Annotated in this window: 14 protein-coding genes; 13 read left to right on the forward strand and 1 reads right to left on the reverse strand. The window is 73.1% G+C overall.

Annotated elements, in window-relative coordinates:
- Position 1 precedes the first annotated feature (1 nt).
- The 6 genes from IE278_RS23770 (at position 2) to IE278_RS23795 (ending at position 8012) form a co-directional block, all read left to right on the forward strand.
- Complete coding sequence (locus tag IE278_RS23770; protein ID WP_373312069.1) at positions 2-1336, forward strand: M20/M25/M40 family metallo-hydrolase; 1335 nt, start codon at positions 2-4, stop codon at positions 1334-1336.
- 7 nt (positions 1337-1343) lie between these two features.
- The gene (locus IE278_RS23775; protein ID WP_189775278.1) at positions 1344-3347 is read left to right on the forward strand and encodes a prolyl oligopeptidase family serine peptidase; all 2004 of its coding nucleotides are present in this window, start codon (positions 1344-1346) and stop codon (positions 3345-3347) included.
- A gap of 7 nt (positions 3348-3354) precedes the next feature.
- Positions 3355-4281, forward strand: a complete 927-nt coding sequence (locus tag IE278_RS23780) for a S66 peptidase family protein (RefSeq protein WP_189775279.1) — start codon at positions 3355-3357, stop codon at positions 4279-4281.
- A gap of 217 nt (positions 4282-4498) precedes the next feature.
- Positions 4499-5044, forward strand: coding sequence for a GNAT family N-acetyltransferase (locus tag IE278_RS23785; RefSeq protein WP_189775280.1), 546 nt, complete (start codon positions 4499-4501; stop codon positions 5042-5044).
- A gap of 5 nt (positions 5045-5049) precedes the next feature.
- On the forward strand, positions 5050-5949 hold the full coding sequence (locus tag IE278_RS23790) for an arginase family protein (protein ID WP_308434934.1): 900 nt from the start codon (positions 5050-5052) through the stop codon (positions 5947-5949).
- A 59-nt stretch (positions 5950-6008) separates the two neighbouring features.
- The gene (locus tag IE278_RS23795; RefSeq protein ID WP_189775282.1) at positions 6009-8012 is read left to right on the forward strand and encodes a DUF5107 domain-containing protein; all 2004 of its coding nucleotides are present in this window, start codon (positions 6009-6011) and stop codon (positions 8010-8012) included.
- Position 8013: 1 nt separating this feature from the next.
- On the opposite strand, the gene IE278_RS23800 is transcribed toward IE278_RS23795, so the two are convergent.
- Positions 8014-8367, reverse strand: coding sequence for a VOC family protein (locus tag IE278_RS23800; protein ID WP_189775283.1), 354 nt, complete (start codon positions 8365-8367; stop codon positions 8014-8016).
- A 121-nt stretch (positions 8368-8488) separates the two neighbouring features.
- Here IE278_RS23800 and IE278_RS23805 point away from each other — a divergent pair, with 121 nt between their 5' ends.
- From IE278_RS23805 to IE278_RS23835, 7 genes are all read left to right on the forward strand, one after another.
- Positions 8489-8932 carry a phage holin family protein gene (locus tag IE278_RS23805; RefSeq protein ID WP_189775284.1) on the forward strand — a complete coding sequence of 148 codons (444 nt, stop codon included), beginning with the start codon at positions 8489-8491 and terminating at the stop codon, positions 8930-8932.
- A gap of 257 nt (positions 8933-9189) precedes the next feature.
- A complete protein-coding gene (locus tag IE278_RS23810) occupies positions 9190-10629 on the forward strand; it encodes an NAD(P)/FAD-dependent oxidoreductase (protein ID WP_189775285.1) in 1440 nt (479 codons plus the stop codon).
- Positions 10626-12473: a transketolase gene (locus IE278_RS23815; protein WP_189775286.1), complete on the forward strand. Its 1848-nt coding sequence runs from the start codon at positions 10626-10628 to the stop codon at positions 12471-12473. Before IE278_RS23810 ends, IE278_RS23815 begins: the two co-directional genes overlap by 4 nt.
- Positions 12470-13390 (forward strand): non-homologous end-joining DNA ligase, encoded by a 921-nt coding sequence (ligD, locus tag IE278_RS23820; protein ID WP_189775287.1) that lies wholly within the window; start codon positions 12470-12472, stop codon positions 13388-13390. The genes IE278_RS23815 and ligD overlap by 4 nt, the downstream gene beginning before the upstream one ends.
- Before the next feature lie 59 nt (positions 13391-13449).
- Positions 13450-13806, forward strand: coding sequence for a gas vesicle protein GvpO (locus IE278_RS23825; RefSeq protein WP_189775288.1), 357 nt, complete (start codon positions 13450-13452; stop codon positions 13804-13806).
- 48 nt (positions 13807-13854) lie between these two features.
- Positions 13855-14280, forward strand: coding sequence for a gas vesicle structural protein GvpA (locus IE278_RS23830; RefSeq protein ID WP_189775289.1), 426 nt, complete (start codon positions 13855-13857; stop codon positions 14278-14280).
- The gene (locus tag IE278_RS23835) at positions 14277-15026 is read left to right on the forward strand and encodes a GvpL/GvpF family gas vesicle protein (protein ID WP_189775290.1); all 750 of its coding nucleotides are present in this window, start codon (positions 14277-14279) and stop codon (positions 15024-15026) included. The genes IE278_RS23830 and IE278_RS23835 overlap by 4 nt, the downstream gene beginning before the upstream one ends.
- Positions 15027-15049 lie beyond the last annotated feature (23 nt).

Consider the following 15049-nt stretch of genomic DNA (forward strand, 5'->3'; position numbering starts at 1 on the left):
CATGAGCGTGCTGGAGCAGGCGGCCGTCGACGGGCAGGCCCTGGACGAGGTCGTCCGGTTCACCTCCGACCTGATCCGCATCGACACCACCAACCGGGGCGGCGGCGACTGCCGGGAGCGGCCGGCCGCCGAGTACGCGGCGGCCCGGCTCGCCGAGGCGGGGCTGGAGCCGACCCTCCTGGAGCGCACCAAGGGGCGTACGAACGTCGTCGTGCGCCTGGAGGGCACCGACCCGTCCGCGGACGCGCTGCTCGTCCACGGTCACCTGGACGTCGTACCCGCGCAGGCGGAGGACTGGAGCGTCCATCCGTTCTCCGGCGAGGTCCGCGACGGGGTCGTCTGGGGGCGCGGCGCGGTCGACATGAAGAACATGGACGCGATGATCCTCGCGGTGGTCCGGCAGTGGGCGCGCGCCGGAGTGCGCCCCCGGCGGGACATAGTGATCGCGTTCACCGCCGACGAGGAGGCGAGCGCCGAGGACGGCTCGGGCTTCCTCGCCGACCGGCACGCGGGGCTCTTCGCCGGGTGCACCGAGGGCATCAGCGAGTCCGGGGCGTTCACCTTCCACGACGGCGGCGGGCGTCAGCTGTACCCCCTCGCCGCCGGTGAGCGCGGCACCGGCTGGCTGAAGCTCACCGCCCGCGGCCGGGCGGGCCACGGCTCCAAGGTGAACCGGTCCAACGCGGTGACCCGGCTGGCCGCCGCCGTCGCGCGGATCGGCGCCCACGAGTGGCCCGTACGGCTCACCCCGACGGTCCGCGCGGCCCTCACCGAACTCGCCGTGCTCTACGGAGTCGAGCCCGATCTCGACGGCCCCGACGGCGTCGACCGGCTGATGGAGAAGCTCGGCCCCGCCGCCTCCCTCGTCGAGGCGACCGTCCGCAACAGCGCCAACCCGACCATGCTGGACGCCGGTTACAAGGTCAACGTGATCCCCGGGGAGGCCGTCGCCCACGTCGACGGACGCTTCCTGGCCGGGACCGAGGACGAGTTCCGGGCAACCCTCGACCAGCTCACCGGGCCGGACGTGGAGTGGGAGTTCCTCCACCGCGAGGTCGCCCTCCAGGCGCCGCTGGACTCGCCGACGTACGCCCGGATGCGGGCCGCCGTCGAGGAGTTCGCGCCCGAGGGGAACGTCGTGCCGTACTGCATGTCGGGTGGCACGGACGCCAAGCAGTTCTCCCGCCTCGGCATCACCGGCTACGGTTTCGCACCGCTGAAGCTCCCGCCGGGCTTCGACTACCAGGCCCTCTTCCACGGGGTCGACGAACGGGTGCCCGTCGAGGCACTGCATTTCGGAGTCCGGGTACTCGACCGCTTCCTGCGCACGGCCTAGAGGAAAAATGGGGGACACAGTGCAGACGTTGGCCTACGGTTCCTGGCCCTCGCCCATCGACGCGGCGCTCGCCGCCGCGCACGACGGGCATCCCGACTACGTCGGCTTCGTCGGCGACGAGGCCTGGTGGACCGAGCCACGGCCCGCCGAGGGCGGTCGCCGCACCCTGGTGCGCCGCCTCGCCGACGGCACGGAGGAGTCGGTGCTGCCCGCCCCGTGGAACGTCCGCAGCCGCGTCATGGAGTACGGCGGACAGCCCTGGGCCGGCACGGTCCGCGAGGACGGCCCGCTGGTCGTGTTCGTGAACTTCGCCGACCAGCGGCTGTACGCGTACGAGCCCGCCGACCCCGGCAGCGCCCCGCGCCCCCTCACCCCCGTGTCCTCCGTCGGCGGCGGACTGCGGTGGGTGGACCCGCAGGTGCGCCTCGAACCGGGCGAGGTCTGGTGCGTACTGGAGGAGTTCACCGGTGACGGGCCCAGCGATGTGCGGCGGCTCGTCGCCGCGGTGCCGCTGGACGGCTCGGCCGCCGAGGACCGGGGCGCGGTGCGCGAACTCACCGACGACCGGCACCGGTTCGTCACCGGGCCGCGGATCTCGCCCGACGGACGGCGCGCTGCCTGGCTGGCCTGGGACCACCCGCGGATGCCGTGGGACGGGACCGAGCTGCTGGTCGCCGAGGTGACCCCCGACGGCACGCTGGGGGAGCCCCGGACGGTCGCGGGCGGCCCCGACGAGGCGATCGCCCAGGCCGACTGGGGCCGCGACGGCTCCCTCCTGTACTCCGGCGACCGCACCGGCTGGTGGAACCTCTACCGGACCTCCGGCGACGACGACGGTGAGCCGCCCTTTCTGCTGTGCACCCGCGAGCAGGAGTTCGGCGGGCCGCTCTGGACGGTCGGCCGCCGCTGGTTCGCGCCGCTGGACAGCGGCCTGATCGCCGTCGTGCACGGCCGGGGCGCCACCGCGCTCGGCATCCTCGACCCGGAGAGCGGCGAGGTCGTCGACGCGGCCGGGCCCTGGAGCGAGTACGAGCCGACCCTCGCCGTCGACGGCAGCCGCGTCGTCACCGTCGCCGCCAGCCCGCGCAGCGCGTACGAGGTCGTCGAACTGGACGCCCGCACCGGACGGGCCCGCGTCGTGGGGGCCCGGCACGACGACCCGGTGGACCCCGCCTACTACCCGGAACCGCAGATCCGTACGTTCACCGGGCCCGCCGGGCGGGAGATCCACGCGCACATCTACCCGCCCCACCACCCGGGCCATGTGGCCCCCGGCGACGTGCTCCCGCCGTACGTGGTCTGGGCGCACGGCGGGCCCACCGGGCGTGCCCCGCTCGTCCTCGACCTGCAGATCGCCTACTTCACCTCGCGCGGCATCGGCGTCGCCGAGGTCAACTACGGCGGCTCCACCGGGTACGGGCGCGAGTACCGCAACCGGCTGCGCGAGCAGTGGGGTGTCGTGGACGTCGAGGACTGCGCGGCCGTCGCCCTCGCCCTCGCCGAGGAGGGCACCGCCGACCGTGACCGGCTGGCCGTCCGGGGCGGCAGCGCGGGCGGCTGGACCGCCGCCGCCTCGCTGGTCGGCACCGACGTGTACGCGTGCGGGACGATCCTCTACCCCGTCCTCGACCTGGTGGGCTGGGGTGTGGGCGAGACCCACGACTTCGAGTCCCAGTACCTGGAGAGCCTGATCGGACCGCGCGCCGATGTCCCCGCACGGTACGCGGAGCGCTCGCCCACCGAGCACGCCGACAAGGTCACCGCGCCCTTCCTGCTCCTCCAGGGCCTCGACGACGTCATCTGCCCGCCGGCCCAGTGCGAGCGGTTCCTGGCCCGCCTGGAGGACCGGGCGCGGCCCGTGCCGCACGCGTACATCACCTTCGAGGGCGAGGGCCACGGCTTCCGCCGCACCGACACGATGGTGCGCGCACTGGAAGCCGAACTCTCCCTGTACGCGCAGGTGTTCGGCCTCAATCCGCCCGGTGTCCCGGCGTTGGAGCTCGTCAAGTGACCGGCCGTTGAAGGAACTTGTCAGGCCGCCGCGGCTTGCCGCCGGAGCCCGGGTCGCCGTCGTCGCGCCGAGCGGGCCCGTGCCCGAGGAACGGCTCCAGGCGGGACTCGACATCCTGCGCGGCTGGGACCTGGACCCCGTCGTGGGGGCCCATGTCCTGGACCGCCACGGGCGGTTCGGCTATCTGGCGGGCACGGACGCCGACCGGGCGGCCGACTTCCAGGCCGCCTGGTGCGATCCGTCGGTGGACGCGGTGTTCTGCGCCCGCGGCGGCTACGGCGTGCAGCGTATGGCCGACCTGCTCGACTGGGACGCGCTGCGGGCCGCGCGGCCCAAGGCGCTGGTCGGGTTCAGTGACATCACGGCACTTCATGAAGCCTTCGCTGCGCGGCTGGGGCTCGTGACCCTGCACGGTCCGATGGCCGCGGGCATCGACTTCGTCAAGAACGCCCGCGCGCAGGACCACCTCCGGGCGACCCTCTTCGAGCCGGAGTCCGTGCGGACCATCAGGTCGGCGGGCGGGCAGGCCTTGGTCCCGGGGCGGGCCGGCGGGGTCCTGCTCGGCGGCTGTCTGTGCCTGCTCGCCTCCGAACTGGGCACGCCGCACGCCCGGCCCTCCGCGGCGGGCGGGCTGCTGTGTCTGGAGGACGTGGGCGAGGAGACGTACCGCCTGGACCGGTACCTCACGCAGCTCCTGCGGGCCGGGTGGTTCGACGGCGTCGCGGGGATCCTGCTCGGGTCCTGGGAGGGGTGCGGGCCGTACGAACGGGTGCGGGACCTGGTCCTCGACCGGCTCGGCGGGCTCGGGGTGCCGATCGCCGAGGAGTTCGGGTTCGGGCACGGGGAGGGGGCGCTGACGGTTCCGTTCGGGGTGCGGGCGGAGTTGGATGCGGGGGCGGGGGTTCTGACGCTGGGTGTGCCGGCGCTGGTCTGAGGCCCTGCGCCGAGCGCGCCCCTGAAGACGAAGGACTGCGCCGTTCCCGGCGCCCCTGGAAGCGACAAGATTGCGCCGTTCCCCGCGCCCCTCAAAGACGACAAGATTGCGCCGTTCCCCGCGCCCCTGGAAGCGACGAGACTGCGCCGTTCCCCGCGCCCCTAAATGGCTGCGCCGTTCGCCGCGGGCGGGTGTGGTGCAGGCGTACCGTGGCGGGATGTCTGGGCGTACCGTGTACCTTGCCGAAGGGCCCCACGTGGGGATACGTCCCTTCACCCTTGAGGACGGGTCCGAGTTCACCGCGCGTGTGCGGGAGAGCAAGGACCTGCATCAGCCGTGGCTCTTCCCGCCCGGCACCCCCGCCGCCTACACCTCGTACGCGCGGCGGCTCATCGACGATCCGACCAAGGCCGGGTTCTTCGTCTGTGAGAAGGACGGCGGCGGGATCGCCGGGTTCATCAACATCAACAACATCGTCGAGGGCGCCTTCCTCTGCGGCGCGCTCGGCTACGGCGCCTTCGCGCACGCGGCCGGGCGCGGGCTGATGAGCGAGGGGCTCGACCTGGTCGTGCGGTACGCGTTCGACACGCTCGGACTGCACCGGCTGGAGATCAACGTCCAGCCCGGCAACGCCGCTTCGATCGCCCTGGCCCGCCGCTGCGGATTCCGTCTTGAGGGCTTCTCACCGGACTTCCTCTTCATCGACGGGGCCTGGCGGGACCACGAACGATGGGCCATCACCGCGGATATGATTCGAACATGAGTGCCTTGAGGAATCTCGTCGTTCTGGACGCACCCTCCAATCTCGGGCTCCGCCCACCCGCCCCCGGCACGGTGCCCGGCTGCTACAAGCTCGCCGGGGCCCTGCGCGAGCAGCGGATCGTGCAGCGGCTGAACGCCCTGGAGGGCGGCGTGGTCGTACCGCCGCGTTACGACCTGGGCGACTGGCAGGAGGGCGACGGCGTCTTCAACGCCACCGCCCTCGCCGCCTACACGCGGACTCTCGCCGACCGCGTGGAGCGGCACGTACGGGCCGGGGAACTGCCCGTCGTCCTCGGCGGCGACTGCTCCATCCAGCTCGGCGCCTCCCTCGCGCTGCGCCGCATCGGCCGCTACGGCCTCGCGGCGGTGGACGCCTCGCACGACTTCCGCCACCCGGGCAACTCCGACCGGATCGGCGCGGCGGGCGGCGAGGAGGTCGCCCTGGCCACCGGGCGCGGCCAGGACGACCTGACGGATCTGGAGGGGCTGAAGCCCTATCTGCGCGACGAGGACATCCGGTTCTTCGGGATCCGGGACGCCTTCGAGGAGGACCGGGCCGAGCTGGCCGCGCTGAAGATCCCCACGGTGACCGTCGGCGACATCCGGGAGTGGGGCGCCGACGCCCTCGCACGAGCCACCGCCGAGGCCTTCGACGTGCCGGACCTGGACGGCTTCTGGGTGCACCTCGACGCCGATGTGCTCGACCCGTCCGTGATGCCGGCCGTCGACAGCCCCGACCCCGGCGGACTGCTGCCCGACGAACTGACCGCGCTGCTGCGGCCGTTGGTCACCTCCTCGCACTGCGCCGGTTTCAACGTCACCATCTACGACCCCGACCTGGACCCCGACGGAACCGCCGGCGCCCTCCTGGCCGACGTCGTCGTCGCGGCCTTCGCGCCGTCCTGACCGGATCCTGACCGGGAGAGCCTCTGGCCGGTACGTCGTCCACCCTGTTCCATGGTCACGTGACGACCATCCGACGTGACGTACTGACGCTTCCGGTCGCCGAACCCGGCCCCGCCAACCCCCTGCCCCCACTGCGCCCGCTCGCCGGGACGCACCACGTGGACGAGCGGGAACGCGCCGGTCTGCCCCGCGACATGGCCCGGCAGATCGCGTACGAGCCGCTGCGCAGCCTCCTGCCCGAGCGCGTCCGGGACGGGTACGGCAGAAGCCGTACACCCCGCGAGGTCGCGACGATCGTCCTGGAGAACGACCGGCTGCGCGCCACCGTGCTGCCCGGCTTCGGCGGCCGGGTCGTCTCCCTCTTCCACAAGCCGTCCGACCGCGAACTCCTCTACCGCAACCCGGTGTTGCAGCCCGCGGACTTCGCGCTCAACGGCGCCTGGTTCTCCGGCGGCATCGAGTGGAACATCGGCGCCACCGGCCACTCCACCCTCGCCTGCGCACCCCTGCACGCGGCCCGTGTCACCGCCCCCGACGGCACACCGATGCTGCGCCTGTGGGAGTGGGAGCGGCTGCGCGACCTGCCCTTCCAGGTCGACCTGTGGCTGCCGGAGGGCTCCGACTTCCTGCACGTCGGCGTTCGCGTCCGCAATCCGCACGAGAAGGCCGCGCCGCTTTACTGGTGGTCCAACACCGCCGTCCCGGAGGCGCGCAGGGTGCTCGCGCCGGCGGAGGAGGCCTGGCACTTCGGGTACGAGCGACGGCTGCGCCGGGTGCCTGTCCCGGTGCACGAGGGCGTCGACCGGACGTATCCGCGGCGCGGCGAGTATCCGGCCGACTTCTTCTACGAGGTGCCCGACGGGCAGCGGCGCTGGATCGCCGCCCTGGACGAGGCCGGGCGCGGGCTGGTGCAGACATCCACCGACATCCTGCGCGGACGCAAACTCTTCGTGTGGGGCACCGGCGCCGGCGGGCGCCGCTGGCAGGAATGGCTCACCGAACCCGGCACCGAGGGCTACTGCGAGATCCAGGCGGGGCTCGCCCGCACCCAGTTGGAGCACGTACGCCTCGACGCGGAGAGCGAGGTGAGCTGGCTGGAGGCGTACGGGCCGCTGAACGCCGAGCCGGGCCCCGTGCACGGCGGCGACTGGGCCGCCGCCCGCTCCGAGGTCGAGGCCGGGCTCGAACAAGCCCTGCCGCGCGGGGAGTTCGAGACGGCGTACGAGCACTGGCTGACGTCCGCCGACACCGAACCCGGCGAGGTGCTCGCCGTCGGCTCCGGCTGGGGCGCCCTCGAAGTCCTGCGCGCCGCCCACAAGTTGCCCGGCACGCCCTTCGACGAGTCCACGCTCGGCAACGCCCAGCGGCCCTGGGCGGAGCTGCTCGGCTCCGGTTCCTTCCCGGAGCCCCGCCGGGTCGGACCGCCCGGCGAGACACTGGTCGCCCCGCACTGGCGGGACATGCTGGAGACGGCCCCCGCCGAACCGCTCGCCGAGTACCACCTGGGGATCGCCCAGTGGCACGCGGGCGACCGGGCCCAGGCCGTGCGCAGCTGGGAACGCGGCCTCGAACTCGCCCCGTCCGTCTGGCCGTTGCTGCGCTGCCTCGCCGTCGCCGACCAGGAGGCCGGCAACCGGGAACGGGCCGCCGACCGGTACGCGGACGCCTTCGACGACCTGTGCCAGGAGCGGCGCGACGACGGCGAGACCTGGACCACGGCCACCGCCGCGCTCGGCCGCGAGGCGATCGGCGCGCTGCTCGCGGCAGGGCGTGCCGCGGACGCGCGGTCCGTGTGGGAACGGCTGCTCCCGGCGACCCGCGAACGCGGCCGGTTCCGGCTGATCGAGGCCCAGTTGCTGCTCGCCGAGGGCCACAGGGACGCGGCGCGTGCCGTCTTCGACGCCGGGTTCGAGGTGGCCGACCTGCGCGAGGGGGCCGAGGCGATCGGGGAGTTGTGGTCCCGGATCACCGACGAACCCCTGCCGGAGCGCTACGACTTCCGGATGCGCCCGCCCGGCACCGACAGCACCGAAGACACCGGCAGCACCGACAGCACCGGCTGACCTACGGTGCCGTGCGGCGGTCCGCGTACTCGTACACGTAACCGTCCGGGTGCATCGCGATCAGGTTGCGTCCCGCGGGTGTCGCCACCGGGCCCGCGACGACGTGTGCGCCCGACTCGCTGAGCACCCGGTGGGCCTCGTCGACGTCCTTGACCGCGATGGTCGCCGAGACCTTGCGGAGCACTTCCAGCTCCGACTCCGGCCCGCTCATCAACAGGAAGCAGCCGACGGCGGCGACGGAGACCCCGCCGCGCTCGAAGCGTTGCGCCGGTCCGCCGGCCAGTCTCTCGTAGAAGGGGACCGCAGCCTCCAGGTCATCGACGCAGATGCGCAGCGTGGCTCCCAGAATGTCCATGCGAACGAGCCTAGTTGGGGTCGGCCGGGAAGGAGATCGTTTCGTACGGATCCCGTGTCCCGGCGCGTCCGGTCCGGTCCGGCGGGCGTTACGCACCGGGGGCCGCGGGTACCCGGAGCGCATGGACCGCATCGATCACATGGAACATCTGGACAAGCATCTGGCCGACGAGCTGGCGCAGGTGGCCCGCGACGCGATACGCGAGGAGCTGCGGGAACAGACCCGCAAGCAGCGCCGCACGGCCGCGCTGTACGCCGCGTCCGGCGCCGTGGCCCTGTACGCGGGCGCGGCCCTCGCGCTCACGGTCGGTCTCGCCCTCGCGATCGGCCTGCCCGACTGGGCCGCCGCGCTGATCACCGCCGCCGTGCTCGGCGCGCTGGCGTACGTCCTGCGCAACGCGGCGCGGCCGTCGGCGTCCCGGCCCGCGACGGGCGGCGCCGCCCAGGCGCCCGGCGACGGCGTCACCACCGGTACGGTTCCGGGCGCGCCGGCCGACGGGCCCGCCGTGCCCCCGATGCCGCCGGTCGCCCCCAGCAACGCGGCACCGCACACCCGGGCCCGGTGACCCGCGGCGCGGCCCGCACCCCCGAGCCGACCGGGGCCACAACGACGTGGCCCCGGTCTTCGCTGCCCGCCTCCGTGCCCGCCCCGTACGGCGCGAAGTCCTCTTCCGGGGCTGCGGAGGAAGCCGTCCTGCGGTAGAAGTCGAGGGAGCCGCGCTCGTCCTCCAAGGCCGTCGGAACCCCGGGAGTCCGACGTTTGGGCACCCCGGCCAGGGGGACGCGGAAAGCCCCGTTCGAGTGATTCCGCCGGAGGCGACCCATGAGCCGACCGATGCGCCGAGGCACGAACCGCCCCCGCGTCGTGATCGTCGGGGCGGGTTTCGCCGGGTACCGGGCGGCGCAGGCCCTGTCCCGGTCGGCCCGGGGCAAGGCCGGCCCGCTGGACATCGTGCTGCTGAACCCGACGGACTACTTCCTCTATCTGCCCCTGCTGCCCCAGGTGGCCGCGGGTGTCCTGGAACCGCGCCGCGTCACCGTCTCGCTGACCGGCACCCTGCCCCGGGTGCGCCTGGTGCTCGGCGAGGCGGACGGCATCGACCTCGACGCGCGCACCGTCCGCTACACCGGCCCCGAGGGCGACGAGGGCACGCTCTCCTACGACCGGCTCGTCCTCGCCGCAGGCAGCGTCAACAAACTGCTGCCGGTCCCCGGTGTGACCGAGCACGCGCACGGCTTCCGGGGACTGCCCGAGGCGCTGTACCTGCGCGACCACGTGACCCGCCAGGTGGAACTCGCGTCCGCCGAGGACGACCCGGCGATCAGCGCCGCCCGGTGCACGTTCGTCGTCGTCGGCGCCGGTTACACCGGTACCGAAGTGGCCGCCCACGGCCAGCTGTTCACCGACGCCCTGGTGCGCAGGCAGCCGCACCGGACCGGTCTGTGGCCCCGCTGGACCCTGATCGACATCGCGCCCCGCGTGCTGCCGGAGATGGACGAGCGCCTGTCCCGTACCGCCGACCGCGTGCTGCGGCAACGGGGCGTCGAGATCCGTACCGGCACATCCGTGAAGGAGGTCACCCGGCACGGGGTCCTGCTCAGCGACGGCGACTTCCTCAGCACCCGGACCCTGGTCTGGTGCGTCGGTGTACGGCCCGATCCGCTGGCCGCCGGACTCGGACTGGCCATGGAGCAGGGCCGGCTGCTCGTCGAACCGACCCTCCAGGTGCCCGGCCGCCCCGAGGTGTTCGCCTGCGGTGACGCGGCGGCCGTACCCGACCTGGAGAAACCGGGCCGGTACACGCCGATGACCGCCCAGCACGCCTGGCGGCAGGGCAAGGCGGCGGGACGCAACGTCGCGGCCTCTCTCGGCATCGGCGAGCCCCGTGCCTACCGCCACCGCGACCTGGGCTTCGTCGTCGACCTCGGCGGGGTGAAGGCCGCCGCCAACCCGCTCGGCGTCCCGCTCTCCGGACCGGCCGCCGGCGCCGTCACCCGCGGCTACCACCTGGCCGCGATGCCGGGCAACCGTGTCCGGGTCGCCGCCGACTGGCTCCTGGACGCCGTGCTGCCACGCCAGGGCGTACAGCTCGGCCTCGTCCGGTCCTGGTCGGTCCCGCTGGACACGGCCTCGCCCGAGGTGGCCCGGGTGCCGGGCCGGCCCGAGCGCCCGAAGACCGGGGAGCCCGCCCCGGAAGCACCCGCACGCCCCGACAAGCCGGCCGATCCCGGACCCGGACCCTCTGTGGAAGGAACGACATGAACACCCCCCACCTCACCGAACTGGGGCAGCAGCTGCGCGTGGACAGCGTGCGCGCCGCCGCCGCGGCGGGCTCCGGGCACCCCACCTCCTCGATGTCCGCCGCCGACCTCATGGCGGTCCTGCTCGCCCGGCAGCTGCGCTACGACTTCGAGCGGCCCTCCCATCCGGGCAACGACCGGTTCGTCCTGTCCAAGGGGCACGCCTCGCCGCTGCTGTACGCCGCGTACAAGGCCGCCGGGGCCATCGACGACAGCGAACTGCTGACGTTCCGCACGCTGGGCAGCCGTCTCGAAGGGCATCCGACACCGCGCCGGCTGCCGTGGGTGGAGACCGCCACCGGTTCGCTGGGCCAGGGACTGCCCGTCGGCGTGGGCATCGCCCTGTCGGGCAAGCGGCTCGACCGGGTGGGCTACCGCGTATGGGTGCTGTGCGGCGACAGCGAGCTGGCCGAGGGCTCCGTGTGGGAGGCCGCCGAGCACGCCGCGTACGAGAACCTCGACAACCTCACCGTGATCGTCGACGTCAACCGGCTCGGCCAGCGCGGCCCCACCCGGCACGGCCACGACCTCGACGCGTACGCCCGCCGCTTCCAGGCCTTCGGCTGGCACACCGTCGAGGTCGACGGACACGACGTCGAGGACATCGAGCGGGCGTACGGCGAGGCCGTGTCCACGGCCGGACAGCCGACCGTGGTCCTGGCCCGCACCCTCAAGGGCAAGGGCGTCGCGTCGGTGCAGGACCGCGAGGGCCTGCACGGCAAGCCGCTGCCCGACGCCGACGAGGCGATCGAGGAGCTGGGCGGGGTGCGCGACCTGCGCGTCGAGATCCAGCAGCCGCCCGCGGCCCGGATGCTGCACGCCGTACGGGCCGGACATCTGGACCTGCCGCGCTGGGAGACGGGCGACGAGGTCGCCACCCGGGACGCCTACGGCCAGGCGCTCGCAGCGCTCGGCTCCTCGCGCGCGGACGTCGTCGCCCTCGACGGCGAGGTGAGCGACTCCACCCGCGCCGAGTTCTTCGCGAAGGAGCACCCCGAGCGGTTCTTCGAGTGCTACATCGCCGAACAGCAGCTCGTCGCGGCCGCCGTCGGGCTCGCCACCCGCGGCTGGGTGCCGTTCGCCTCCAGCTTCGCCGCGTTCCTCACCCGCGCCCACGACTTCGTCCGGATGGCGGCGGTCAGCGGTACGGGCATCAACCTCGTCGGCTCGCACGCGGGTGTCTCGATCGGCGAGGACGGGCCCTCGCAGATGGGCGTCGAGGACCTGGCCATGTTCCGGGCGGTGCACGGCTCGACCGTGCTCTACCCGTGCGACGCCCCCCAGACGGCCGCGCTCGTCGCCACCATGGCGGGCCTCGACGGCATCCGCTACCTGCGGACCTCACGCGGCGCGATGCCCGTCCTGTACGGCCCCGACGAGGAGTTCCCCGTCGGCGGCAGCAAGGTGCTCAGGCGCTCCACGGACGACCGGCTGACCGTCGTCGCCGCCGGTGTGACCGTGCACGAGGCGCTGAAGGCCGCGGACGCGCTCGCCGCCGACGGCATCGCCGTACGGGTCGTCGACCTGTACTCCGTCAAGCCCGTCGACCGCGAGACCCTGCGCGAGGCCGCCGAGCAGACCGGCTGCCTGCTCACCGTCGAGGACCACCACCCGGAGGGCGGCATCGGCGACGCGGTCCTGGACGCCTTCCTCGACGGCCGCCCCACCCCGCGCCTGGTCCGCCTCGCCGTGCGCGACATGCCCGGGTCGGCCACCCCCGCCGAGCAGCTGCACGCGGCGGGCATCGACGCCGAGTCCATCGTGGCCTCGGTGAAACTGCTGGTGGAGAACGCGGTGGTGCGATGACCTCCGTACGCGCGGGCCGGCGCACCGTCGAGGTGCACCGCCCGGACAAGGTGATGTTCCCCGGCACGGGAGGGGCGAAGGAGTACACGAAGGCGGACGTCGTCGCGTACTACCGGGAGATCGCCCCGTTCATGCTGCCGCACCTGCGGGGGCGGCCCCTGATGCTGGAGCGGCACCCGGACGGGCTCGACGGGCCGAAGTTCATGCAGAAGAACGTCCAGGACCACTATCCGGACTGGATCAGCCGGATCGAGGTGCCCAAGGAGGGCGGCACGGTCCTGCACCCCGTCTGCGAGGACACCGCCACCCTCGTCTACCTCGCCGACCAGGCCGCCCTGACCCTGCACCGGTGGCTCGCCCGGATCGCGTCCGACGGCACGGTCGACCGGCCCGACCGGCTGGTCTTCGACCTCGACCCCGCCACCGACGACTTCGAGCCGGTACGCGACACCGCCCGGCTCCTCGGTGAACTCCTCGACGAACTGCGGCTGCCGTCGGCACTGATGACCACCGGCTCACGCGGACTGCACGTCGTCGTCCCCCTCGACGGGCGGCACGGCTTCGACGAGGTGCACACCTTCGCCAAGGACGTCGCCGACACGCTCGCCGAGGCACACCCCGACCGGCTCACCACCGAGGCCCGCAAGAAGGACCGCGGCGACCGGCTCTATCTGGACATCCAGCGCAACGCCTACGCCCAGACCACCGTCGCCCCCTTCACCGTCCGCGCCAGGCCGGGCGCCCCGGTCGCCATGCCCGTGCGGTGGGACCAGCTCGAAGACGCCGAACTCGGCCCGCGCCGCTGGACGATCGCCGACGCGGCCGACCAGGCCCGCACGAACCCCTGGTCAGGGCTGCTGCGCAGCGGGCGCGCGCTCGGGCCCGCCAGGCGGCGGCTGAACGCCCTGCGCGGCTGAGCGCCGACACTCGCAGGTTTGGTCAACGATCGGCCGGTCACTCGGTGTTCGAGGTGGCCATGTCGAACACATCCAACACATCAGATTCACAGAGTTCATCGAACTCATCCAAGGGCAGGCGGAAGGAAGCGGCGGACGACGAAGAGCTGGGTCCCATGGACGTGCTGCGCCAGGCACGCGCCCAGCTCGCCGAACTGACCGGCATGGAGGCCGAGTCGGTGTCGTCGTTCGAACGCACCGAGGACGGCTGGTCGTTGGAGATCGAGGTCCTGGAGCTGGTCCGGGTCCCCGACACGATGAGTCTGCTCGCGAGCTACGAGGTGACCCTCGACCCGCGCGGCGAACTCACCGGATACCGACGCGTCCGTCGTTACGAACGCGGCAGGGCCGACAACCGGAAATCCGGCGGCCGCTAGCCCGTCCACCTGCCCACACACCCCAACAGACAAGGAGGGCCGGTCGGTATGACCGTTGTCCCGGCACAGCAATCCGGTGGTGGAGGCGGCTCCAGCGGCCTCTACGACGTCCTGGAGCTCGTTCTCGACAGGGGGCTCGTCATCGATGCCTTCATCCGGGTCTCCCTCGTCGGTATCGAGATCCTCAAGATCGATATCCGTGTCGTCATAGCCAGCGTCGACACCTACCTGCGCTTCGCCGAGGCGTGCAACCGCCTCGACCTGGAAGCCGGACCCAAGCGCAGCCCCGGACTGCCCGACCTGGTCGGCTCGATCACCGAGTCCGGCGCGAAGGGCAAGTCCAAGGGAGCCCTGTCGGGCGCCGCCGAGACCATCTCCGACGCGTTCAAGCAGTCCCGCGAGGAGAGCCAGTCCGAGTCGCGCCCGCGCGCCCGCAAGGCCGCCGCCTCGCGCCGTAAGGAGGAGCAGGAGTGAGCACGTACGTCTACGGCATCACGTCCAGTTCGCTGCCCACGCTCCCGGACGGCACGGAAGGTGTCGGCGAGCCGGCGATGCCGGTGCGCGTCATCAAGGAGGGCGACCTCGCCGCGGTCGTCAGCGACGCGCCCGAGGGGCTGCGGCCCAAGCGCAGGGACCTGCTCGCCCACCAGAACGTACTGGCCGAGGCGGGTGCGGGCGGCCCGGTGCTGCCCATGCGCTTCGGCAGTGTCTCCACCGACGACGCGGCCGTGGCCGGGGTGCTCGCCGAGCGCGCCGACCACTTCAAGGAGCGCCTCGACGCGCTCGCGGGCAAGGTCGAGTACAACGTCAAGGCCACGCATGACGAAGAGGCCGTACTGCACCGCGTGATGTCCGAGAACCCTGAGGTCAGGGCGCTCACCGAGGCCAACCGCAGCGCGGGCGGCGGCAACTACGACGACAAGCTGCGGCTCGGCGAGATGGTGGTCGCCGCGGTGAAGAACCGCGAGGTCGAGGACGCCGCCGAGATCCAGCGGGCGCTGGAGCCCGCCGCCGCCTCCGTGAGTGTGGGACCCGAGTCCACCGGCTGGCTGGCGAACCTCTCGTTCCTGGTGGCCCGCGACTCGGCCGAGACGTTCATCGAGGCCGTCGAAGAGGTCCGCAAGGCACACCCGCACCTCGATCTGCGGGTCCACGGGCCGCTGCCCCCCTACAGCTTCGTCGAGCCGGGCCCCTCCCAGCCCGCCGAGGCGAGCAAGTGAACGCCTGAGCACAGGAGTTGATG

It is taken from the genome of Streptomyces tauricus, from assembly GCF_014650955.1.
In the GTDB taxonomy this organism is placed as follows: domain Bacteria; phylum Actinomycetota; class Actinomycetes; order Streptomycetales; family Streptomycetaceae; genus Streptomyces; species Streptomyces tauricus.

Coding starts and splice junctions, on each gene's coding strand:
- IE278_RS23805 (WP_189775284.1), top strand. CDS start 8,489: ATGGACCGCATCGATCACATGGAACATCTGGACAAGCATCTGGCCGAC.
- IE278_RS23810 (WP_189775285.1), top strand. CDS start 9,190: ATGAGCCGACCGATGCGCCGAGGCACGAACCGCCCCCGCGTCGTGATC.
- IE278_RS23800 (WP_189775283.1), bottom strand. CDS start 8,367: ATGGACATTCTGGGAGCCACGCTGCGCATCTGCGTCGATGACCTGGAG.
- IE278_RS23785 (WP_189775280.1), top strand. CDS start 4,499: ATGTCTGGGCGTACCGTGTACCTTGCCGAAGGGCCCCACGTGGGGATA.
- IE278_RS23815 (WP_189775286.1), top strand. CDS start 10,626: ATGAACACCCCCCACCTCACCGAACTGGGGCAGCAGCTGCGCGTGGAC.
- IE278_RS23770 (WP_373312069.1), top strand. CDS start 2: ATGAGCGTGCTGGAGCAGGCGGCCGTCGACGGGCAGGCCCTGGACGAG.
- IE278_RS23830 (WP_189775289.1), top strand. CDS start 13,855: ATGACCGTTGTCCCGGCACAGCAATCCGGTGGTGGAGGCGGCTCCAGC.
- IE278_RS23825 (WP_189775288.1), top strand. CDS start 13,450: ATGTCGAACACATCCAACACATCAGATTCACAGAGTTCATCGAACTCA.
- ligD (WP_189775287.1), top strand. CDS start 12,470: ATGACCTCCGTACGCGCGGGCCGGCGCACCGTCGAGGTGCACCGCCCG.
- IE278_RS23775 (WP_189775278.1), top strand. CDS start 1,344: ATGGGGGACACAGTGCAGACGTTGGCCTACGGTTCCTGGCCCTCGCCC.